General features: G+C 67.2%; 19 protein-coding genes. 12 read left to right on the top strand and 7 right to left on the bottom strand.

Annotated features, from left to right (window positions below; genetic code table 11):
* The first annotated feature begins 166 nt into the window (after nucleotides 1–166).
* Together ACO054_RS14410 and rarD are read left to right on the top strand one after the other, a co-directional pair.
* The gene (locus ACO054_RS14410) at nucleotides 167–1,399 is read left to right on the top strand and encodes an MFS transporter (RefSeq protein WP_421707283.1); all 1,233 of its coding nucleotides are present in this window, start codon (nucleotides 167–169) and stop codon (nucleotides 1,397–1,399) included.
* Between the two features lie 8 nt (nucleotides 1,400–1,407).
* Complete coding sequence (gene rarD / locus ACO054_RS14405) at nucleotides 1,408–2,370, top strand: EamA family transporter RarD (RefSeq protein ID WP_421707282.1); 963 nt, start codon at nucleotides 1,408–1,410, stop codon at nucleotides 2,368–2,370.
* Here the strand turns inward: rarD and ACO054_RS14400 are convergent.
* Nucleotides 2,324–3,640 (bottom strand): MFS transporter, encoded by a 1,317-nt coding sequence (locus ACO054_RS14400; RefSeq protein WP_421707281.1) that lies wholly within the window; start codon nucleotides 3,638–3,640, stop codon nucleotides 2,324–2,326. The genes rarD and ACO054_RS14400 overlap by 47 nt on opposite strands.
* Before the next feature lie 47 nt (nucleotides 3,641–3,687).
* Entirely contained in the window at nucleotides 3,688–4,461 is a 774-nt protein-coding gene (locus ACO054_RS14395; RefSeq protein ID WP_421707280.1) for a FadR/GntR family transcriptional regulator, read from the bottom strand.
* A 351-nt stretch (nucleotides 4,462–4,812) separates the two neighbouring features.
* Here ACO054_RS14395 and ACO054_RS14390 point away from each other — a divergent pair, with 351 nt between their 5' ends.
* Together ACO054_RS14390 and ACO054_RS14385 are read left to right on the top strand one after the other, a co-directional pair.
* Nucleotides 4,813–5,535, top strand: coding sequence for a GntR family transcriptional regulator (locus ACO054_RS14390; RefSeq protein ID WP_421707279.1), 723 nt, complete (start codon nucleotides 4,813–4,815; stop codon nucleotides 5,533–5,535).
* An 83-nt stretch (nucleotides 5,536–5,618) separates the two neighbouring features.
* A complete protein-coding gene (locus tag ACO054_RS14385; RefSeq protein ID WP_421707278.1) occupies nucleotides 5,619–6,539 on the top strand; it encodes a dihydrodipicolinate synthase family protein in 921 nt (306 codons plus the stop codon).
* A gap of 51 nt (nucleotides 6,540–6,590) precedes the next feature.
* Here ACO054_RS14385 and ACO054_RS14380 read toward each other — a convergent pair whose 3' ends face one another.
* The 4 genes from ACO054_RS14380 to apbC all read right to left on the bottom strand — a co-directional run bounded on the left by ACO054_RS14380 (nucleotide 6,591) and on the right by apbC (nucleotide 9,325).
* A complete protein-coding gene (locus ACO054_RS14380) occupies nucleotides 6,591–6,773 on the bottom strand; it encodes a hypothetical protein (protein ID WP_421707277.1) in 183 nt (60 codons plus the stop codon).
* A gap of 172 nt (nucleotides 6,774–6,945) precedes the next feature.
* Entirely contained in the window at nucleotides 6,946–7,458 is a 513-nt protein-coding gene (locus tag ACO054_RS14375; RefSeq protein WP_421707276.1) for a YHS domain-containing (seleno)protein, read from the bottom strand.
* Between the two features lie 170 nt (nucleotides 7,459–7,628).
* Nucleotides 7,629–8,162: a protease complex subunit PrcB family protein gene (locus ACO054_RS14370; RefSeq protein ID WP_421707275.1), complete on the bottom strand. Its 534-nt coding sequence runs from the start codon at nucleotides 8,160–8,162 to the stop codon at nucleotides 7,629–7,631.
* On the bottom strand, nucleotides 8,159–9,325 hold the full coding sequence (gene apbC, locus ACO054_RS14365; RefSeq protein WP_421707274.1) for an iron-sulfur cluster carrier protein ApbC: 1,167 nt from the start codon (nucleotides 9,323–9,325) through the stop codon (nucleotides 8,159–8,161). Before apbC ends, ACO054_RS14370 begins: the two co-directional genes overlap by 4 nt.
* 230 nt (nucleotides 9,326–9,555) lie before the next feature.
* On the opposite strand from apbC, the gene hflK reads away from it, so the two are divergent.
* From hflK to ACO054_RS14345, 4 genes are all read left to right on the top strand, one after another.
* Complete coding sequence (gene hflK / locus ACO054_RS14360; RefSeq protein WP_421707273.1) at nucleotides 9,556–10,779, top strand: FtsH protease activity modulator HflK; 1,224 nt, start codon at nucleotides 9,556–9,558, stop codon at nucleotides 10,777–10,779.
* A 16-nt stretch (nucleotides 10,780–10,795) separates the two neighbouring features.
* Nucleotides 10,796–11,887, top strand: coding sequence for a protease modulator HflC (gene hflC, locus ACO054_RS14355; protein WP_421707272.1), 1,092 nt, complete (start codon nucleotides 10,796–10,798; stop codon nucleotides 11,885–11,887).
* A gap of 159 nt (nucleotides 11,888–12,046) precedes the next feature.
* Complete coding sequence (locus ACO054_RS14350; protein ID WP_421707271.1) at nucleotides 12,047–12,232, top strand: DUF2065 domain-containing protein; 186 nt, start codon at nucleotides 12,047–12,049, stop codon at nucleotides 12,230–12,232.
* A 179-nt stretch (nucleotides 12,233–12,411) separates the two neighbouring features.
* On the top strand, nucleotides 12,412–13,893 hold the full coding sequence (locus ACO054_RS14345; protein WP_421707269.1) for a Do family serine endopeptidase: 1,482 nt from the start codon (nucleotides 12,412–12,414) through the stop codon (nucleotides 13,891–13,893).
* A 24-nt stretch (nucleotides 13,894–13,917) separates the two neighbouring features.
* On the opposite strand, the gene serB is transcribed toward ACO054_RS14345, so the two are convergent.
* A complete protein-coding gene (gene serB / locus ACO054_RS14340) occupies nucleotides 13,918–14,820 on the bottom strand; it encodes a phosphoserine phosphatase SerB (protein ID WP_421707268.1) in 903 nt (300 codons plus the stop codon).
* Nucleotides 14,821–14,867: 47 nt separating this feature from the next.
* Here serB and miaA point away from each other — a divergent pair, with 47 nt between their 5' ends.
* The 4 genes from miaA (at nucleotide 14,868) to ACO054_RS14320 (ending at nucleotide 19,061) form a co-directional block, all read left to right on the top strand.
* A complete protein-coding gene (gene miaA, locus ACO054_RS14335; protein WP_421707267.1) occupies nucleotides 14,868–15,878 on the top strand; it encodes a tRNA (adenosine(37)-N6)-dimethylallyltransferase MiaA in 1,011 nt (336 codons plus the stop codon).
* Between the two features lie 213 nt (nucleotides 15,879–16,091).
* A complete protein-coding gene (locus ACO054_RS14330; RefSeq protein WP_421710367.1) occupies nucleotides 16,092–17,858 on the top strand; it encodes an acetolactate synthase 3 large subunit in 1,767 nt (588 codons plus the stop codon).
* 139 nt (nucleotides 17,859–17,997) lie between these two features.
* Nucleotides 17,998–18,504, top strand: coding sequence for an acetolactate synthase small subunit (gene ilvN / locus ACO054_RS14325; protein WP_421710366.1), 507 nt, complete (start codon nucleotides 17,998–18,000; stop codon nucleotides 18,502–18,504).
* 149 nt (nucleotides 18,505–18,653) lie between these two features.
* The gene (locus tag ACO054_RS14320) at nucleotides 18,654–19,061 is read left to right on the top strand and encodes a VOC family protein (RefSeq protein ID WP_421707266.1); all 408 of its coding nucleotides are present in this window, start codon (nucleotides 18,654–18,656) and stop codon (nucleotides 19,059–19,061) included.
* Nucleotides 19,062–19,206: the final 145 nt, after the last annotated feature.

Raw genomic sequence — 19,206 nt, 5'->3', positions numbered from 1 at the left:
ATTTTCAGGCGCCTGCTGTCGACCGTCGGCGCCCCGTTAAGAGCGTCGTTTCTTGGAGTTCCGGTCATGGCAGCCATGACCCGTGGCTACTGTGCGCCCGGATTCGACTGCGCTACGCTGCTCAGTCGTAAGGGTTCCTAAAATCTGCCGTCTGGAGTTTATCGCCGTGCGCGTCGAGCCCTGGTATCGACAGCCGCTGTTCGTCTTGATTGCGGCCGGGGTCATTCTCGGGCTGGGGATGGGTGTGCGCCAGACCTTCGGCCTCTTCATTCAGCCGATGGCGGCAGCGACCGGCCTGTCGGTCGCCAGCATCTCCCTGGCCATCGCGTTTCAGAATCTGCTTTGGGGCGTGGTCACGCCCGCCGTCGGTATGGCGGCCGACCGCTACGGCAATGGACCCTTCCTCGTGCTGGGCGGCCTGCTCTACGCCGCTGGAATGACCGTAACGGCCTACGCCGACAGCCTGTTCCTGGTCCATCTCGGCAGCGGCGTTCTGATCGGTTTCGCTGTGGCCGCGGCCGGCTTCCCGCTGGTGCTGGCCGCCGTGGCCCGTGCCGCACCGGAGGAGAAGCGCAGCACCTGGCTCGGCATCGCCTCGGCCGGCGGATCGGTCGGGCAGTTTCTGCTGCTGCCGGGCGCGCAGTCTTTGATCTCCGCCTTCGACTATCAGATCGCGCTTCTGATCCTGGCGGCGCTGTCTTTCCTGATCGTGCCGCTGACCGCCTCCGTCGCCGACAAGCGGGTGCGCGAGGGCGCAGAGAAGGCGGCTGCCGCCTTGTCGAACCAGAGCCTGACGGCGGCGCTGAGCGAGGCCGGCGGACATCGCGGCTACTGGCTGTTGACGGCGGGTTTCTTCGTCTGCGGCTTCCATGTCGCCTTCATGAGCACCCATCTGCCGGGTTACATCGTGTCCTGCAACCTCTCGGCCGAGACCGGCGCCATCGCGCTCGGCCTGATCGGTTTCTTCAATATTCTGGGCGGTCTGCTGGCTGGCTGGCTGGGGGGGCGGTACCGCAAGAAGTACCTGCTCAGTTCGATCTATCTCGCTCGTGCGGTGGTGATCACGCTCTTTCTGATCGGGCCCAAGACGGATGTCGCCGTCTGGCTGTTCTCCTCGGCCTTCGGCTTTCTCTGGCTCTCCACGGTGCCCTTGACCAGCGGTCTCGTCGCGCAGATTTTCGGCCCGCGCTACATGGCGACGCTGTTCGGCATCGTCATGCTGGGTCACCAGGTCGGTGCCTTCTTCGGGGCCTGGATGGGCGGGCTCTCCTTCGACCTCTTTGGCTCCTACGATCCCGTCTGGTACATCTCGATCCTGCTGGGCCTCCTCGCCGCCGCGCTGCACTGGCCCATCGCCGACCGCCCGATCCAACGGCCCATCGCCGTTCCGGCCCAGTAAAGCGGTCGATGAACGGCGGCCCGAACGTCTCAGGGCCCGCTGCGGGGGCCGACAGCACCCAGGCTCGCGCCGGCGTGGCCTTCGCACTGGGGGCTTTCGTCTTCTGGGGTTTGGCGCCGCTCTACTTCAAGGCCGTCGTCGCCCTTCCGCCGCTCGAGGTCCTGGCCCATCGGGTCCTCTGGTCGGTTCTACTGCTCGCGGCGCTGCTGATTGCGCTCGGGCGGTTGCGGGCGGTGCTGCTGCAGCTCTCCAGTCCGGGTGTGCTGCCGCGACTGCTCGCTTCGACGGCCCTGATCTCCATGAACTGGTTGGTCTTCATCTGGGCGGTCGGGCAGGAGCGGGTGCTGGAAATCAGCCTGGGCTACTACATCAACCCTCTGGTCAACGTGCTGCTCGGCCTACTGGTCTTGCGCGAGCGGCTGAGCCCGGCTGCCGTCGTCGCGGTGCTGTTGGCGGCTGCCGGCGTCGCAAATTTGGCTTGGCAGACGGACGGCCTGCCGTGGGTGTCGCTGGTTCTCGCTGTTTCCTTCGGGCTCTACGGACTGGTCCGCAAGCTCACGCCGCTCGGGCCCATCGACGGTTTGCTGATGGAGACCGCGCTGGTCGCGCCGCTGGCGATCGGTTTTCTGCTTTGGACGGCCTGGACCGGCGTGGGCGCCATCTCCGGAGGTGCCATCGCAAGCGGCGACCTCTCGCTGCTTCTGCTGCTGATGGCGGCCGGACCGGTGACGGCGATTCCGCTGATCTGGTACGCCGCAGGCGCCAGGCGTCTGCGCTACACCACGATCGGCTTCCTGCAATATCTGGCGCCGACGTGCCATTTCCTTCTGGCCGTTCTGCTGTTCGGGGAACCTTTCGACACCGCACAGCTCGTGACCTTCGCCTGCATCTGGACCGCGGTGGCGGTCTTCACGGGCGACAGTCTCACGCGGTCGCGGCGCGCGGCTGCGGTTCGCGGATCAGGAAGCTGACGGCGAAGCCCGCCGCGAGAAAGCCGATCAGAACCGAAAGGGCGGCGGTGTAGGCTCCGGCGGAGTAGAGCCGCGCGCCCTCGATCAACGCTCCGTCCCAGCCGCGGTCGAGCAGCGCGCCGATCAGCGGCTGAAACACGGCGCCGGAGCCGACGCAGGCACCGTTCAGTAGCCCGAAGGCGGCACCTGTCACCTTTGGGCTGTTCACCCGTCGCAGAATCGCGAAGCCGATCGCCATGGACCCCAAGCCGGCGCCCGAGGCCAGGAAGAGAGCCGCCCTGGGCAGTGCCGGCATGTCCGGCAGGTAGAGCAGGGCCGACAGGCTGAGCAGGCCCAGAAGGGCGCCGGCCTGCAGGACCGGCAGGCGCAGGCCGGTGCGGTCCGACAGCCATCCCGAGGCTGGAGAGCCGACCGCCCAACCGATGAGCAGCAGGGAGGCCGTGCCGGCCGCTTCCGGCCGATCCAGGCCGTGGGTCTGCATCAGCCAGGCGACGCCCCAAAGCCCTGCGAAGGCGAGCAGCGGTGCCGTCATGGCGGCGCAGACCAGCGACACCAGCCAGTTCTGGCGCTCGCGGATCACGATGCCCAGGCCGCGCAATAGGTCTGAGAGACCGTTCGCGGTCCCGCCCTCCGTCGCCTTTCCGTCCAAGCCGTCGTGCACAGACGCGACCGACCTGGGCGGAAGATCGCGGACGATCAGCCAGATCGCCACGGCCAGCAGGCCGCCGATCGCCGCGGCGCCGAACAGGGCCTCGCGCCAGCCCGCGACCTCGACCAGGGCGGCCAAGGGTGCCTGGCCGCCGATGCCGCCGACCATTCCGGCCATCATGGTTAGGCCGGTCAACTGGGCGAAGCGGTCCGGCGAAAACCAGTTGGTCGCCAGTTTCAGGGTTCCGACGAAGCCGACGGCCGCACCGGACCCGATCAGCAGCCGGCCGATGTAGGCCAGCGTCAAGCTGTCCGCTGCCGCGAAGAGGGCAGAGCCGGCGCCGCAGAGCAGGGCGCCCAAGGCCAGCATCCGGCGCGGCCCCCAGCGGTCGATCATTAGCCCGACGGGGATCTGAAGGCTGGCATAGGCATAGAAATAAAAGGCCGAGAGATTTCCCAGGATCGCGCCGCCGACCATGAAGTCGCGCATCAGCGGATCGATCATCACGCTGGGGGCGTTGCGGTGGAAGAAGCCGTAACAGAAGAGCCCGGCGCCCAGGGCCCAGATCAGCCAGGCGCGACTCGAGAGGCTGCCGGTTGCACTGCCGACGTTCGCAGTCACGGCGACCGCCCGGTTAACCCGGTCATGCGTTCATGGCGGTCATGCGTTCACGCGCTCCGGGCGGCGGCTTCGCCGGTCTCAGTGTTCTCTTCTTCGCGGTAGCGAGACTTGACGTGTTCCAGGTGCGTAGCCATCGCCTCCGCCGCCGACTCGGCGTCGCCCCTGTCGATCGCGGCGGCAATGCGGGCGTGGTCTTCCAGAAACAGGCGATCATCGTCCGGGCGAGCATAGAGCGTATATCGATGGTAGGCGAACATATCCTCCAGGATGTCGCTCAGGACCGACATCAGATGAAGGTAGACGGCACTGCGCGAGGCCTTGGCGATCGCCAGGTGGAAGTTGAGATCGTCTTCGGCCTTGTGCTTCGCGGGCCGGTCGGGATCGCACATGACCGCCAGCCGCCGGGCGATCTCCGCCTTGTGCTCGTCGTCCGCGCGCTCGGCGGAACGGCGCGCGGCCCAGACCTCGAGGCTCGCCCGCAACTCCATCAGGTCCCGCAGGTTGGAGGGGTTGACCCGCACCAGGGCTGCCAGCGACGACTCCAGCTCGTCGACCGCCGCGACCACCCGAGTCCCGCCGCCCTGAACCGCCCGAACAACGCCACGCGCCTTAAGCTGTTGAAGTGCAGCCCGAACCGAGACCCGACTGACGCTCATCATCTCGGCCAACTGGCGTTCGCCCGGCAGACGCTCGCCGGGCGCAAGCTCCCCCGTGGCGATCAGCCGCAGCAGCTCTTGCGCGACGCGATCCGACACCCGCTCGCGCGGGATTTCGTGGAACCTCGGATCGGCCGAGAGGGCGGGTGTAGCTCTTGGGCGCATGTTTTGCCGCTGGGTCGCCGGAACGGTGGGGGAGGGGCAGCTGCGGGACCGTGGCCTAGCATCGCCCCCCCCTTGGTCGACTGGACTATTGGTAGGACCAGTTTTCCGTCGGTGAAGACTGCGCGTCAAGCCCAACGCTTATCGGCATTTCACTCGTATACCATGATTTTTCGCTTTTACGTAGTGGGCGCCCGCGTCGGTCTTTTGCAGCCATGACTCCTCTTATGCTTGGCGATCCATAGATCCTATGGCTAACTTTCATAAAGAAGTGTCGGCCCTGCAGGTTGAGAGACCGCGTGGAAAGTCATCTGTTCACGTGCAATCGACCGAAACCAGGGGTGGAAGCGGCGCATGGGCGGACAGGAATTGGAAGGCTCGATGAATCGGATGAACGACAAGCAGACTGTAACGCAGGTCGTGACCGAGCAAGTGCGGCTCAAGATCCTTTCGGGCGGTCTGCCTGCCGGATCCGTGCTGCGCCAGGACGCGATCGCGGCCGACTACACGGTGAGCCGGATCCCGGTGCGGGAGGCTCTGCGGCAGCTCGAGGCCGAAGGGCTTGTCACCTTCTACGCCCATCGCGGCGCCGTGGTCTCCTCCTTGACCCCCGAGGATCTGAGCGAGCTGTTCGAGATGCGGGCTCTGATCGAGCCCGAGCTTTTGCGCCAGGCCGCACCCAAGCTGACGCCTCGCGACCTGAAACAGGCCGAGCGGTTTCTGATCGCCAGCTGGAAGATGACCTCGCCTGAGCGTGTCATGCCGGGCTGGGATTTCTACGCGACCCTCTACGCACCCGCGAGCAAACCAAAGACCATCGAGTTGGTCCGCAACCTGCACAACCAGACCAACCGCTACTGGATCGCCATCGCGGACAATCAGAATGAGCGCGATGCCTCGCGCGCCCGCCGCGAAAGCATGCTGGAGGCGCTGCGTGTCGGCGATGTGGAAGGGGCCTGCGATCTGCTGCAGCTCCACTTCAATACCTGCGCCTTCGTGGCGGTGGAGGCCCTTCGCGAGACCAGCGCCGAGCGCGGACGCCATAGGGCGGTCGGAGGGTTGAAGGCAGCGGTCTGACAACCGCTATCCGCTGACGCGGACTCGAACCCGCTTCCTGCGGCGGCCCAGGAGGTCTCGGGACGAACAGCGAGGGCAAGGCGATGCGCAACGGCGATTACGCGGCCGAGTGGTCCGGTGTCTTTCCGGCAGCCACGGTTCAGCTGACGGCGGACGAAGGGCTCGAGCCCGAGGCGACGGCCGCGCATTTCCGGATGCTGGTCGAGGCGGGTGTCGACGGCCTTGTGGTGCTGGGGACCCTCGGCGAAGGCTCGGCATTGGACTCGCAGGAGAAGCGTGCGGTCATCGAAAGCGCCGTCGAGGCCGTCGCCGGTCGGATTCCCCTGCTCGTGGGGGTCGCCGAAACGTCGACGCGCGGTGCCTGCCGCCTGGCCGAGCAAGCCAAGGACCTGGGGGCCGACGGCCTGATGGTGCTGCCCGGCCTCGTCTACACGGCGGATCGGGCCGAAGCGGTCGCGCACTTTCGAACGGTCGCGCGGGCGACGGACCTGCCGATCATGATCTACAACAACCCGCTGGCTTACGGTGTCGACCTGACGCCCGAGGCCTTCGCCGATCTTGCCGACGAGCCGGCGCTGGTGGCGATCAAGGAGTCGTCGGACGATCCGCGCCGTCTGACCGACATCGTGAACCTGACCGGTTCGCGCTATCGTCTGTTCTGCGGTGTCGATGATCTTGCGCTGGAGTCGGCTCTGCTGGGCTGCGAGGGCTGGGTCGCCGGGTTGGTCAATGCCTTCCCGGCCGAATCCTTGCATCTCTGGCGGCTGGCCGGCGAAGGCCGATGGGAGGAGGCGCGCAGCCTCTACCGCTGGTTCATGCCGCTCTTGCACCTCGATACCCACGTCAAGCTGGTGCAGTACGTCAAACTGGCCCAGGCGCTCGCCGGCTACGGTAGCGAGACCGTCCGCCTGCCGCGGCGGAAGCTCGAAGGTGCCGAACGCGCCCAGGTGGCCGCCCTTGTCGAGGCCGCCTTGGCGGACCGCCCCGGCCTGGCGGCCGAGTAGAGCGCGGCGCACCGTCCGGCTGTCACGGCAGGAAGCGCAGCAAGGCCGCGATCAGCGCGTCCGGAGCGTCCTCTTGAACGAGGTGGCCGGCGCTGCGGCAAGCGTGCACGCGTTGCGTGTCACTATCATCGTCACGGCGGCCATCGTCACGGCGGCCATCGTCACGGCGGCCATCGTCACGGTGGCCATCGTCACGGTGGCCATCGTCACGGCAGCGCGGCGGATTGAAGGCATCTGGAAGAGATCGCGTCCGCAGTCTCCCGAGCGGTCGGACGGCGGCTGCAACCCAAAAGAAAAGCGCTCCGGAAATTTCTTTCCGGAGCGCGAGTGCGGCGTTGCCGCCGGCGGAGTTCGTCGGGAGTGTCGTTCGCGTGTCTTACTCGGCCGTGTCTTACTCGGCCGTGTTTTACTCGATGGTCGGCCAGACTTGGTCGGCCGTGGCGATGTAACCGGGGATGTCCTCGTTCCACCGCTCCTGCGTCGGCAGGGTGTAGTTCAGGTAGAGCTTGCCGTCGACGATCGACCAGGCCTCGGGATCGGTCTCGATCTTGCGTTCCGCGGCGGCGACGCCGAAGGCGCAGTAGCCGCCGTACTGCGGGGCGTAGGCCGCGGGGTCGGCCGTGAAGAGATCGCGGTGCTCCGCGCTCGCGAAGTGCCAGGTCGCGCCCTCATACTCGGCGGTGAAGTCCGGAGAGCCTTGAACCGGCTTGCCCTTGGTGAAGTAGGCGACCGGATCGGTGCCGCCGAGCGCGACGCCGTCGCGCGTGAAGATCGCCTTGCCGGCGAAGTCGTCGGATGCCAGCGCGGCCTGGGCTGCCATCAGGCTGGCCAGGATCAGAAAGGTTAGGCCGACCAGCAGGCGGGTCGACAGGCTGTGCAGCGGGAAGGCGTGCACGGCGGGTGCGGCAGTCCGTGTCATAGCGGAGGTCCTCGCTTTCGTTGGCTCGGCGCACGTCTGGATGCGCCGCTTGCCAAAGAGAATGGTCAGCAGCGAGAGACTCCGCCAATCACCCTTGCCTCGCGCCTTATCACGGCTTTGCGAGACGGAGGCGAGTGGACGTGAAACCGCAGGATGCGGTCGGGTAGGCGTCAGCGCGGTGCGGCCGCACCGGCGGGGATGGCTTCGGCCGGGAAGATGGCGATCTGCCAGGGGCGGGTGGTCACCTGGGTGACGACGGCATCGGCCGGCGGCATGCGTTCGCGCCAGATCACCGCGCTGCCTGCAGGCTCTGCGCGTAAGCCGAGGATCTCGATGCCGTAGCCCCCGGTCGGCCGCTCGCCCAGGAAGATCCCGGCCGCGATCTCGCGACCGACGACAAGTGCGCGGGGCGGACTCAGGCCGACCAGACCCCACATCGTCAGCCACTCTTCCGTCGTGGCGGCCCGCATGCTGGATTCGATCTCGACGGCACCTCCGGCACCGCCCCAGCTTTCCAGAGGCTGGACGAGCTCGCTATCCTGCGCGGGCTCCTCGGACTGCGGAGGGGCTGGCGCCTCGGTCTCGGCCGTTGCGGCCGGCCGGTCCGCCGCGCAACCTGCAAGTGCCAAAGCCGCCGCCAGCAGAACGGGCACACCGAGCAGACGCCGGAGGTCGCGCCAGGCGAACCGCCGAGAGTGGATCATTGCATGACGATCCTTGGCGCTTCGCGCTTGGCGCCGGCGCCGCTCAGCTTTTCCCACATCCGTTCCGCGATCGAGAGGTAGCTGCGTGCGTAGGCGCTCTGCGGCTGCGAGACCACGATGGGCTGTCCGCCGTCCGACGTTTCCCGGATCTCGATGGTCAGTGGCAGTTCGCCAAGGAACTCCATGCCGAGCTTCTCCGCTTCGCGCCTCGCGCCGCCATGGCCGAAGATGTGCGCCTCATGGCCGCAGCTCGGACAGATGTAAAGCGACATGTTCTCGACAATTCCGAGCACCGGAATATCCACCTTCCGGAACATGTTGAGGCCCTTGCGCGCGTCCAGAAGCGCAATGTCCTGAGGCGTGGAGACGATGACGGCGCCGGACAGCGGCACCTGCTGAGCCATCGTCAGCTGCGCGTCGCCGGTGCCCGGCGGCATGTCGACGATCAAGACGTCCAATTCGCCCCAGGCGACGTCGCGCAGCATCTGTTGAAGCGCCGACTGAACCATGGGGCCGCGCCAGATCATCGGCGTATCCTCGGCCACCAGAAAGCCCATGGACATCACCTTCACGCCGTAGTTCTCGAGCGGCGTCAGGGTCTTGCCGTCGGGCGAGTTGGGACGGCCGGAGATTCCCATCATGCGCGGTTGGCTCGGGCCGTAGATATCGGCGTCCAGCAGCCCGACCTTGAGGCCTTGGGCGGCGAGGGCGAGGGTCAGGTTGGTCGCGGTCGTCGATTTGCCGACGCCGCCCTTGCCGCTGGCCACTGCGACGATGTGCTTCACACCCGGAACCAGAGCACGCGCGGCCCCGCCCGGCGCCTGGGCCTGCTGCTGCCCCGGACTGGGTGCCGGACTGGGTGTCGGACGGGGCGCCGCGGGGTCACCGGATGGCTTCCTCGCGGCGGTATCTCCCGACTCGGCGGTCAGAACGGCGGTGACGGAGAGCACGCCTTCCAGCTTCTCGACGGCCGCCTCCGCCTGTTTGCGCAAGGGCTCAAGCTTCGGACCCCGTTTCGGATCGACCTCGATGGCGAAGCCGACATTGCCGTCCTTCACCACCAGACCTTGAATCATTCCGAGACCGACGATGTCAGCGCTGCGGTCGGGATCTTGCACTTGGCGCAGGGCGTCGAGCACCTGGCCCTCGGTAATGCGGCTCATGCTTGAATTCTCCGCGGTTGTGCCGATATCGAGCGGAACCGAAAGACCAGGACGGCCGACGGTCGTTGCCCTGCATATAGGGGGCGCATCGGTCGCTTGTCCACGGGGCCGCCGGGCGCGGTGCGGAGATCGGCGGCGCAGACGGACCGCCGACTGTTCTGGAGCGGAAAAATAGACCGGTGGACTGGCCGGTCTGGGATGTACATCAGGGTTCAGGGAGACAGGATAGCATGCCTTGGCAATCGGGTAGCGGCGGCTCGGGAGGCGGTTCCGGCGGCGGCGGCCCCTGGGGCGGTGGATCTGGCGGCAGTTCCGGCAGCGGCTCAGGCGGCGGCTCCGGGAGAGGCGGCGGCCCCTGGGGCGGTGGCGGCGGCAACAACGGCGGCGGCTGGGGCGGCGGCGGTTGGGGCGGCGGTGGCGGCAACCGGCCGCCCGATTTCGAGGATGTGATCCGGCGCGGTCAGGAGCGCCTGCGCGGCGTTTTGCCCGGCGGCATGGGTGGCGCTCGCGGCCTCGGCATCCTGATCGCGGTGGCGATCGTGCTCTGGCTTGCCTCCGGCTTCTATCAGGTGCGTCCCGGCCAACAGGGCGTGGTTCTGCGTTTCGGCGAGTGGGTCAACCAGGGCAACCTGGCCGGCCCGGGCCTGCACTGGCACCTGCCCTGGCCGATCGAGACGTCGGTCACGCCGAACGTCGAAGAGATCCGCCAGATCGAAATCGGCTATCGCGGGAACGCCGGTCGCAGCAACGACATTCCCGAAGAAAGTCTGATGCTGACGGGCGACCAGAATATCATCGACATCGATTTTACGGTGCAGTGGCGGGTCAGCAACGCCGGTCAGTTCCTCTTCAACATTCGCGAGCCGGAGGCGACCATCAAGATCGCCGCCGAGAGCGCCATACGTGAAACCATCGGGCGGACGGACATCCAGCCGGCCCTGACGGACGCCCGCTTCGAAGTCGCGGACGTGACCCGTCAGACCTTGCAGGAAATCCTGAACGAGTATCAGGCCGGCATCGCGATCACGGAGATCAACCTGCAGGACGTGCAGCCGCCCGAGCCGGTGATCGACGCCTTCGAGGACGTGCAGCGCGCACGTCAGGATCTCGACCGTTTGCGCAACCAGGCCGACGCCTACCGGAACAAGGTGATTCCGGAGGCTCGAGGCGAGGCGCAGAGGATGATCCAGGAGGCCGAGGCCTATCGCGAGCGTCTGATCAACGAGGCGCAGGGTGAGGCCCAGCGCTTCCTGAACGTCTACGAGGCCTATCTGCAGAACCCCTCGGTGACCACGCGGCGCATGTACCTGGAGACGGTCCAGGGCGTCTTGAGGGATACCGAAAAGGTCATCATGAGCGGCGATTCCGGGGCGGTGCCCTACCTGCCTCTCAATGAGCTCCGTGGGCGTCAGGGGACCGTCACCGGTCCGACCGGCCCGCAGACCCAGCAGTAGCCGGAGACTGAGGAAGATGCAAAAGCGCTTCACCCTGATCGGCGGTATCCTGCTGGTTGTGCTGGGATTTCTCGCCTACAACGCCCTCTTCGTCGTGCATCAGACCCAGCAGGCGCTGGTTCTGCAGTTCGGTGCGATCAAGCGGGTGGTCCAGGAGCCTGGCCTGAACGTCAAGCTCCCCTTCATCCAGAACGTGCTGTTTTTCGACCGGCGCGTGCTCAACCTCGATCCGCCGCCCCTGACGGTCGTTCTGTCGGACCAGCGGCGCCTGATCGTCGACGTCTTCGTGCGTTACCGGATCACCGATCCCGTCCGCTTTTACGAGACGGTGAACAACGAGACGCAGTTGCGTGATCGCTTCGCGCCGATCGTGAATAACCAGGTGCGTTCGGTTCTGGGTGAGGTGACCTTGACCAGCGTGCTGTCGGAAGAGCGTGACGAGATCATGCAGCAGATCCGCCGGTCCGTGAACGCGGCGGTGCGTCAGGCGACCGTCGAGGCGGGCATCGACACGACGGCGGTCGACACGACGGCGGTCGACGAGGCGGCCGAGGACGAGGGCCAGGTCCAGTTGACCGATACCTCGCAGCCGGCGGAGCGTCGCCGGCGAGGGCTCGGCATCGACGTGGTCGACGTGCGCATCGGGCGCGCCGACCTCTCCTCCGACGTCAGCCGGTCGGTGTACGAGCGGATGCGGGCGGAACGCGAGCGAGATGCCGCCGAGTTCCGTGCGCAAGGTCAGGAGCAGTTCCAGCGGATCACGGCCTCCGCCGACCGCGAAGCTACGGTCATCCGGGCCGAGGCGCAGCGCGACGCGGACATCCTGCGCGGTGAGGGCGAGGGCGAACGGACGCGGCTTCTGAACGAAGCCTTCGGTCAGGACGCGGAGTTCTTCGACTTTTATCGCTCGATGCAGGCCTACAGCGAGGCGATCCGCGGCGAGAACTCGATGCTGGTCTTGCCGCCGGACAACGACTTCTTCCGCTTCTTCAACGAGCTGCCGGCCGGCGTGATGAACGCCGAGCGCAATCCGGAACAGCGGGCGCAGTCGCGTCCCGTCGCGCCGGAGGCGACCGGGGCCCTGACCACGGAACCGCCGGTTCAGTAGCCGGCTCACGAGACCGTCCGGCGACTTCGGTTTTCCGGGAACGGACGGTAAGATCGGGCGGCTGTCCATCGATAGGGTGGGCAGCCGCTTTTCTTTTGGGCTGCCCCGGCTTCTCATCCTGGCCGGTCTTTCGTCTCTCTTGGATCCACAGCTGCGCCGATGTCCGACCTTCTGACCGCTCTGGCCCTCGTCTTCGTGATCGAGGGCTGCATCCTGGCGCTCTTCCCCGGCGCGCCGGCCGCGCTCTACAGGCAGCTGTCCGAACTGCGCCCGGAAACGCTTCGGGTGGTGGGTCTGGTGGCCGTCGTACTCGGGGTTTTCTGCGTCTGGCTTCTGCGCGCCTGAGCTTTCGCCTGACCTGCCGTCCTGTGGCAAATCGCAGTTGCCCGTTTCCTCCTCGCGAGAGTTTGAGGCACACTGTGGATTGCCGGCGCCGTCCGGCACGCCAATTTGATGGCTGACGGCCCCGTCCGCAGGATCCGGACCCGGGTCGCCCTAGCGTAGGACCGCCGAGAGGATTCCTGGTGACCCGAGCCGACTTCTCCTGCTTCGTTTCCCTGCTTCGTCCGCGCGCGGCCGCCCTGCTCGCCGCCGGCGCTCTGGCTTTGGGCATCGGGAGCGGCGCGGCCGTCCTGACGACGCCCGCGGCCGCGCAGCCCCAGGGGGCGCCGATCTCCTTCGCCGATCTGGCCGAACAGCTGCTGCCGACGGTGGTCAACATCTCCACCACGCAGGTGGTCGAGCGCGGCGACCAAGAAGACTTCGAGGAGATGTTCCGCGAGTTCTTCGAACGCCGCGGCCAGGGAGCGCCGCCGCCGCGCCGCCGCGCCAACTCCTTGGGATCCGGTTTCATCATCGATCCCGAGGGCTACGTCGTCACCAACAATCATGTGATCGCCGAGGCCGATACGGTGGAGGTGGTGCTGTCCGACGACACCACCTACGAGGCCGAGGTGATCGGCACCGATCCCGAGACCGACCTGGCGCTGCTGAAGGTCAACCCGACGTCGCCTCTGCCCAGCACCATCTGGGGCAACTCGAACGACGTGCGCGTGGGCGACTGGGTGCTGGCCGTCGGCAACCCCTTCGGCCTGGGCGGTTCGGTCACCGCCGGCATCATCTCGGCGCGCAGCCGCGACATCAACGCCGGCCCCTACGACGATTTCCTGCAAACGGACGCGGCGATCAACCGGGGCAACTCCGGCGGGCCGATGTTCAACCTCGACGGTGAGGTGATCGGTATCAACACCGCCATCTTCTCGCCCTCCGGCGGCTCCATCGGAATCGGCTTCGCCGTGCCCTCGGCGATCGCGCAGAACGTGATCGAGTCCCTGCGCCGCTTCGGCGAAGTGCGTCGTGGCTGGCTGGGCGTGCGGATCCAGACCGTGACGGAGGAGTTGGCCGGCGAACTGGACCTGCCGCCGCCGGGGACCGGTGCCTACGTCGCAAACGTCATCGATGGCGGACCGGCCGAGTCCGCCGGGATCGTCCAGGGCGACGTCATCATCACCTTCGACGACCGCCCGGTGGCCGACACCCGTGGGCTGGTCCGCATGGTCGCCGAGACCTCGGTCGGTCGCGACGTTGCGGTGGTGGTTTGGCGGGAGGGCGACCGCCAGACCGTGCAGGTCAACCTGGGGCAACGCGATTCCGAGGCTCTGGCCGCCGCCGCGCCGCCCCCGCGCGACCCCGAGGAGGTGCTGGACCTGCCGGCCCTGGGTCTCAGTCTCGGTGCGATGACAGATGAGCGTCGCGAGAGCTTCGCGCTGGAGGAGGGTGTCGGCGGCGTCGTCGTCACCGAGGTCGACAGCGGCGGCAGCGCCGACGAGAAGGGGCTGCAGCCCGGCGACGTGATCGTCGAGGTGGACCAGGAGCGCGTCGCCACACCGAACGAGGTCGAGTCCTACGTCGAGCAGGCGCGCGAGGCTGAGCGCCGCAGCCTGACTCTGCTGGTCTATCGCGGCGGCGAGTACCAATGGATCGTCCTGCGTATCGGCCAGGGATAGACAGGCGGCTGCCTCAGCAGCCGCTCAGCCCAGATCGGCGAAGTCTGCGCGCCGATAGCCCTGATAGAACAGCAGGCCTGTCAGGTCGGCCACGTCGAGCGTGAAGCGGGCCTCCGCGCGCACCGCCGGCTTGCCGCGATAGGCGACCCCTAGTCCGGCCGCGTTCAGCATCGCCAGATCGTTGGCGCCGTCGCCGACAGTGCAGGCCGCGGCCGGAGTGACGCCGAGCTCCGCGCTTAGATCTTCCAGCGCTTCCAGCTTCGCTTCCCGGCCTAGGATCGGCGGCGTGACGCGGCCGGAAACCTCGCCCTGGGCGATCTCCAGCCGATTGGCCCGCACGGCGGAGAAACCGCAGGCCTCCGCGACCAGCTCCGCGAAGATCGTGAAGCCACCCGAGACGAGAGTGCAGGGGACGCCGGCCTCCTGCAAGGTCCGGATCAGGCTGCGCGCGCCGGGATTGAAGGTCATGCGCTCGGCCGCCCGTTCGACCTCGCGCAGCGGCAGGCCCGCTAGCTTGGCGACGCGCGCCTGCAAGGCCTCCTCGAAATCCAGCTCTCCGGCCATGGCCCGGGCCGTCACCTCGGCGATCTCCTCGCGCAGGCCGACGACCTCCGCCAACTCGTCCAGCATCTCCTCGCCGATGATGGTCGACTCCATGTCGGCGAGCAGCAGGGCCTTGCGCCGTCCGGCGAGGGGTTGTGCCGCGAGATCGACCGGCAGGTCGCCCAGGGCTTCGCGGGCCAGCCGTTCGGCATCGCGCGACGCGAGGCCGTCGAAGGGCAGGTCGCAGGCTTCGTCCGGCGACAGCCAGTCGCTCGGGCCGACCGTCCCGCCGCCCGAACTCAGCGCCGAGCGGGCTGCGTCGACCGCCTCCGCCGAGAGCTTGCGTCGGCTCGGATCGGCAATCAGGGTGAGGACAAGCGCCATGGGCGCTCCTCATAGCGAGCGGACCGGAGCGAGACAAGCCGCCAAAGATGACGACCACCGCCACCTCTTCTCCGTCACCCGCGCCCGAGGGGCGACAGCCGCCCGCAGTGATCGTTGCCGGCCCGACCGCCAGCGGCAAGTCGGCCTTGGCGGCGGCGCTCGCCGCCCGTCTGTCGGGCACGGTCATCAATGCCGATTCCATGCAGATCTATCGCGACCTGCCGATCCTGAGCGCGCAGCCGGATCTCTCGAGTTGCGCCGCGGAAGATGACGCTGCGGTTCCGCACCGGCTCTACGGCGTGCTGGACGGGACGGAGCGCTGTTCGGCGGGGCGCTGGCGCGCCTTGGCCCTGGCGGAGATGGAGGCGGCGCGAGCGCAAGGGCGGCTGCCGCTGCTGTGCGGCGGCACCGGGCTTTATCTCAAGGCGCTGACGGAAGGAATCGTCGAGCTGCCGGCCATCCCGGCGGACCTGCGCGCGCGGGCCGCCGAGCGTCTAGCAGCCCTGGGGCCGGCCGGGTTGCATGCCGAACTGCTGGGGCGCGATCCGGAGACGGCATCCCGGCTGCACCCAAACGACAGTCAGCGGCTGCAGCGGGCCTGGGAGGTTCTGGAGGCGACCGGGCGCGGTCTGGCCGATTGGCAGGCGGGGCCGACCGCGCTCGGACCCGCCCCGTGGCGGTTCCTTTGGCTGGTGCTGCTGCCGCCGCGCGCCGTTCTGTCTGCCGCCTGCGATGCCCGCTTCGAGGCGATGGTGGCGGCCGGCGCGCTGGAGGAGGTACGCCGGCTGCTGGCGCGCGGGCTCGATCCGCGCTTGCCGGCCATGAAAGCGTTGGGCGTGCCGCAACTGGCGGCGCGGCTGTCCGGAAAAACGACGCTGGAAGAGGCGGTTACCGCAGCGCAACAGGCGACGCGCCGCTATGCCAAGCGCCAGGCGACCTGGTTGAGGACACAGGTGTTACGACATATTGAGAATGCATACGTTATGGAAACGCAATTTTCAGAACAACAATTGCCGGAAATCTTTTCAAAAATTGACGAGTTTCTGTTGACGGTCTGAAGGACCAGGGATAGGGTGGCAGCTCTGGATCAAATCGGCTTCGGTCGGGGTGTTTTTTCCTGCCCGAGGCGAAAAGCCATAAATAAACGTGGGGCTTACCGCGCCCGCGAAGCTTTGCCTGAGGAATGAACCGCGATGTCCGCCACCGCCGCCGGTACGCTGGCCGCCGAAAAACCGAGCTCCGAGAACTCCCATGCCTATACGGGCGCCGAGATGGTCATCAAGGCGCTGGTGGATCAGGGCGTCGAGGTCGTCTTCGGCTATCCCGGCGGTGCGGTCCTGCCGATCTACGATGCCCTGTTCCAGCAGAACAGCCTGCGGCACATCCTCGTGCGCCATGAGCAGGCGGCGGTCCACGCGGCTGAGGGCTATGCCCGCTCGACCGGCAAGCCCGGCGTGGTTCTGGTGACCTCCGGACCGGGTGCGACCAATGCCGTGACCGGGCTGACCGATGCCCTGATGGACTCCATTCCGGTGGTCTGCCTGACGGGCCAGGTCCCGACCCATCTGATCGGCAACGATGCCTTTCAGGAGGCGGACACGACCGGGATCACGCGGCCCTGTACGAAGCACAACTATTTGGTCCGCGCCGTCGGCGATCTGCCGCGCACGCTGCACGAGGCCTTCTACGTCGCGACCCACGGCCGGCCCGGCCCCGTGGTGGTGGACCTGCCGAAGGACGTGCTGCAGACCAAGGGCGACTACACCGAGAAAGAACAGGTGGTGCATCGCAGCTACCGGCCGCAGACAGAGCCGGACCCCGCCGCGATCTCGAAAGCCGTCGACCTGTTGGCCACCGCCAAGCGGCCGATCATCTACGCCGGTGGCGGCGTCATCAACGCGGGGCCGGAGGCCAGCCGGCTGCTGACCGAGCTGGTGCACCTGACCGGCGCGCCGGTGACCAACACCCTGATGGGCCTGGGGGCCGTGCCGGCCAGCGATCCGCAGTTCATCGGCATGCTGGGGATGCACGGGACCTACGAGGCCAACCTGGCCATGCACGGCTGCGACGTGATGCTGAACGTCGGCGCCCGCTTCGACGACCGGGTGACCGGGCGTCTGTCCGACTTCTCGCCCCATTCGACCAAGATCCACATCGACATCGACCCCTCCTCGATCAACAAGAACGTGATGGTCGAGTTGCCGGTCGTGGCCGACGCGGAGGCCGCGCTGCGGGCTCTGGTCGCCGAGTGGAAGCGCCGCGTCTCCGGCGGCCTGCTGAACGCCGGTGCGGCGCGCAAGGCCCAGGCGGCCTGGTGGGAGCAGATCGAGGGCTGGCGCGGGCGCGACTGCCTGAGCTACCGGCAGCAGGGCGAGATCATCAAGCCGCAGTACGCGATCCAGCGGCTCTATCAGCTGACGGCGGAGAACGAGGCGAAGGCCGGTCAGCCGGCCTACATCACCACCGAGGTCGGCCAGCATCAGATGTGGGCCGCCCAGTTCTTCAAGTTCGAGCAGCCGAACCGCTGGATGACCTCCGGCGGTCTGGGCACCATGGGCTACGGCCTGCCAGCGGCGATGGGCGTGCAGATCGCGCACCCGGATGCTCTGGTGGTCGACGTGGCCGGCGAGGCCTCGATCCTGATGAACATTCAGGAGATGTCGACGCTGGCGCAGTACGGCCTGCCGGTGAAGGTCTTCATCGTCAACAATCAGTGGATGGGCATGGTCCGGCAGTGGCAGGAGCTGTTGCACGGCGCCCGCTATTCGGAAAGCTACAGTGCCAGCCTGCCCGACTTCGTCGCCCTGGCCGAAGCCTTCGGCGCGGTCGGGATCCGTGCCGAGAAGGCCGATGAGCTGGACGACAAGATCCTGGAGATGATCGCGACGCCGCGTCCGGTGATCTTCGACTGCTGCGTGGCGCAGGAGGAGAACTGCTTCCCCATGATCCCTTCGGGCGCGGCCCATAACGAGATGCTGTTGGGGCCGGACGACAAGGCGGCCAAGCCGATCAGCGAAGAAGGCATGGTTCTGGTCTAGGCCCTGTCGCAGCAAGGGCGCGCAGTCCGGTCGGGCTTGCGCGCCCCGCGCCTTTGCGGCTAGGAACGCCGTCGACCCGATCCAGGCGCCCGGCCAAGAGGCGCCGCAGCTTCCGAAGCGAGTTCTCTCCGTGTCACCCCTGCAAGACAGCGTCGAACGGCGCACCATCGCCGTCCTGGTCGACAACGAACCCGGCGTGCTGGCGCGCGTGATCGGCCTCTTTTCCGGTCGCGGCTACAACATCGAAAGCCTGACCGTCACCGAGGTCGAGCGCGAGAAGGGCCTGTCGCGCATCACCGTGGTCACCACCGGCACGCCGCAGGTGCTGGAGCAGATCAAGGCGCAGCTCGACCGGCTGGTACCGGTTCAGCGGGTCGCCGACCTGAGCCTGCAGGGCCCCCACGTCGAACGCGAACTGGCCCTGGTGAAGGTGGCCGGGACCGACGACAAGCGGGTCGAGGCGCTGCGGATCGCCGGGATTTTCGATGCCCAGGTGGTCGATGCGGGCCTGGACTACTTCATCTTTCAGGTGACCCACCGGCCCGACAAGCTGGACCGTTTCATCGAGCTGATGAAGCCGCTGGGCCTGGTCGAGATGAGCCGCACCGGCGTCGTCGCTATCGCGCGCGGGAAAGACGGGCTTTAAGGCGCGATCGCCCTAGGCGGCAGTCTCCGACGAAAACCACCGCGTCACCTAAGTTTCACCGCAGATCCCTGCCCGTTCCGAGCATAGTTCATGCGGCGGTCGTTCGATGGCGACCGTTTACCGAGCGCAAGGTTACGGGAGGGATTGGAATGACCCATGGCGCGATTGTCTGGAACGAGTTGGCGACGAACGACGTCGAAGCGGTAACGGGCTTCTACGGCGATTTGTTGGGATGGAAGGCCAAGAGCCAGCCCATGCCGGGCGGCGGCACCTATTGGGTCTGGCAGCACGCAGACGCGGACCCCGATGCCGATCCGAGCAAAGTAGGGTTGGGCGGTGCCTTCCAGATGGAAGGGCCGCAGTTCGAGGGGTTGCGCGCCCACTGGGGCGTCTACATGACGGTCGACGACTGCGATGCTGCTTGCGAGAAGGTCGGTGCCTTGGGGGGCAAAGTCGTGCAGCCGCCTTTCGACGTGCCGGGGGTGGGCCGCATCGCAATGGTCGCAGATCCTGCTGGTGCCGTTTTCGGCATCATGACGCCTGAGACCGGTGACTGACCGATCCGACTTGCACAGATCGCAGATCGGAGTGAAGGCCCAGTCGTATCGACCTCTGACTGAAACGACGCGAGACCGAAACGGCCCGAGATTGAAACCGTCGCCGACCGACGGAAGCGGATTCCCGTCCGCACGTCAGATCTGC

This window comes from Algihabitans sp. (assembly GCF_965226985.1).
Taxonomy (GTDB): domain Bacteria; phylum Pseudomonadota; class Alphaproteobacteria; order Kiloniellales; family DSM-21159; genus Algihabitans.
This window is presented reverse-complemented; position numbering and strand designations above follow the sequence as displayed.

Excerpts from the sequence above, each read along its gene's own strand:
- rarD (WP_421707282.1), top strand. The coding sequence starts at position 1,408 with ATGAACGGCGGCCCGAACGTCTCAGGGCCCGCTGCGGGGGCCGACAGC.
- ACO054_RS14395 (WP_421707280.1), bottom strand. The coding sequence starts at position 4,461 with ATGCGCCCAAGAGCTACACCCGCCCTCTCGGCCGATCCGAGGTTCCAC.
- ACO054_RS14390 (WP_421707279.1), top strand. The coding sequence starts at position 4,813 with ATGGGCGGACAGGAATTGGAAGGCTCGATGAATCGGATGAACGACAAG.
- ACO054_RS14385 (WP_421707278.1), top strand. The coding sequence starts at position 5,619 with ATGCGCAACGGCGATTACGCGGCCGAGTGGTCCGGTGTCTTTCCGGCA.
- ACO054_RS14380 (WP_421707277.1), bottom strand. The coding sequence starts at position 6,773 with ATGCCTTCAATCCGCCGCGCTGCCGTGACGATGGCCACCGTGACGATG.
- ACO054_RS14375 (WP_421707276.1), bottom strand. The coding sequence starts at position 7,458 with ATGACACGGACTGCCGCACCCGCCGTGCACGCCTTCCCGCTGCACAGC.
- ACO054_RS14370 (WP_421707275.1), bottom strand. The coding sequence starts at position 8,162 with ATGATCCACTCTCGGCGGTTCGCCTGGCGCGACCTCCGGCGTCTGCTC.
- apbC (WP_421707274.1), bottom strand. The coding sequence starts at position 9,325 with ATGAGCCGCATTACCGAGGGCCAGGTGCTCGACGCCCTGCGCCAAGTG.
- hflK (WP_421707273.1), top strand. The coding sequence starts at position 9,556 with ATGCCTTGGCAATCGGGTAGCGGCGGCTCGGGAGGCGGTTCCGGCGGC.
- hflC (WP_421707272.1), top strand. The coding sequence starts at position 10,796 with ATGCAAAAGCGCTTCACCCTGATCGGCGGTATCCTGCTGGTTGTGCTG.
- ACO054_RS14350 (WP_421707271.1), top strand. The coding sequence starts at position 12,047 with ATGTCCGACCTTCTGACCGCTCTGGCCCTCGTCTTCGTGATCGAGGGC.
- serB (WP_421707268.1), bottom strand. The coding sequence starts at position 14,820 with ATGGCGCTTGTCCTCACCCTGATTGCCGATCCGAGCCGACGCAAGCTC.
- miaA (WP_421707267.1), top strand. The coding sequence starts at position 14,868 with ATGACGACCACCGCCACCTCTTCTCCGTCACCCGCGCCCGAGGGGCGA.
- ACO054_RS14330 (WP_421710367.1), top strand. The coding sequence starts at position 16,092 with ATGGTCATCAAGGCGCTGGTGGATCAGGGCGTCGAGGTCGTCTTCGGC.
- ACO054_RS14320 (WP_421707266.1), top strand. The coding sequence starts at position 18,654 with ATGACCCATGGCGCGATTGTCTGGAACGAGTTGGCGACGAACGACGTC.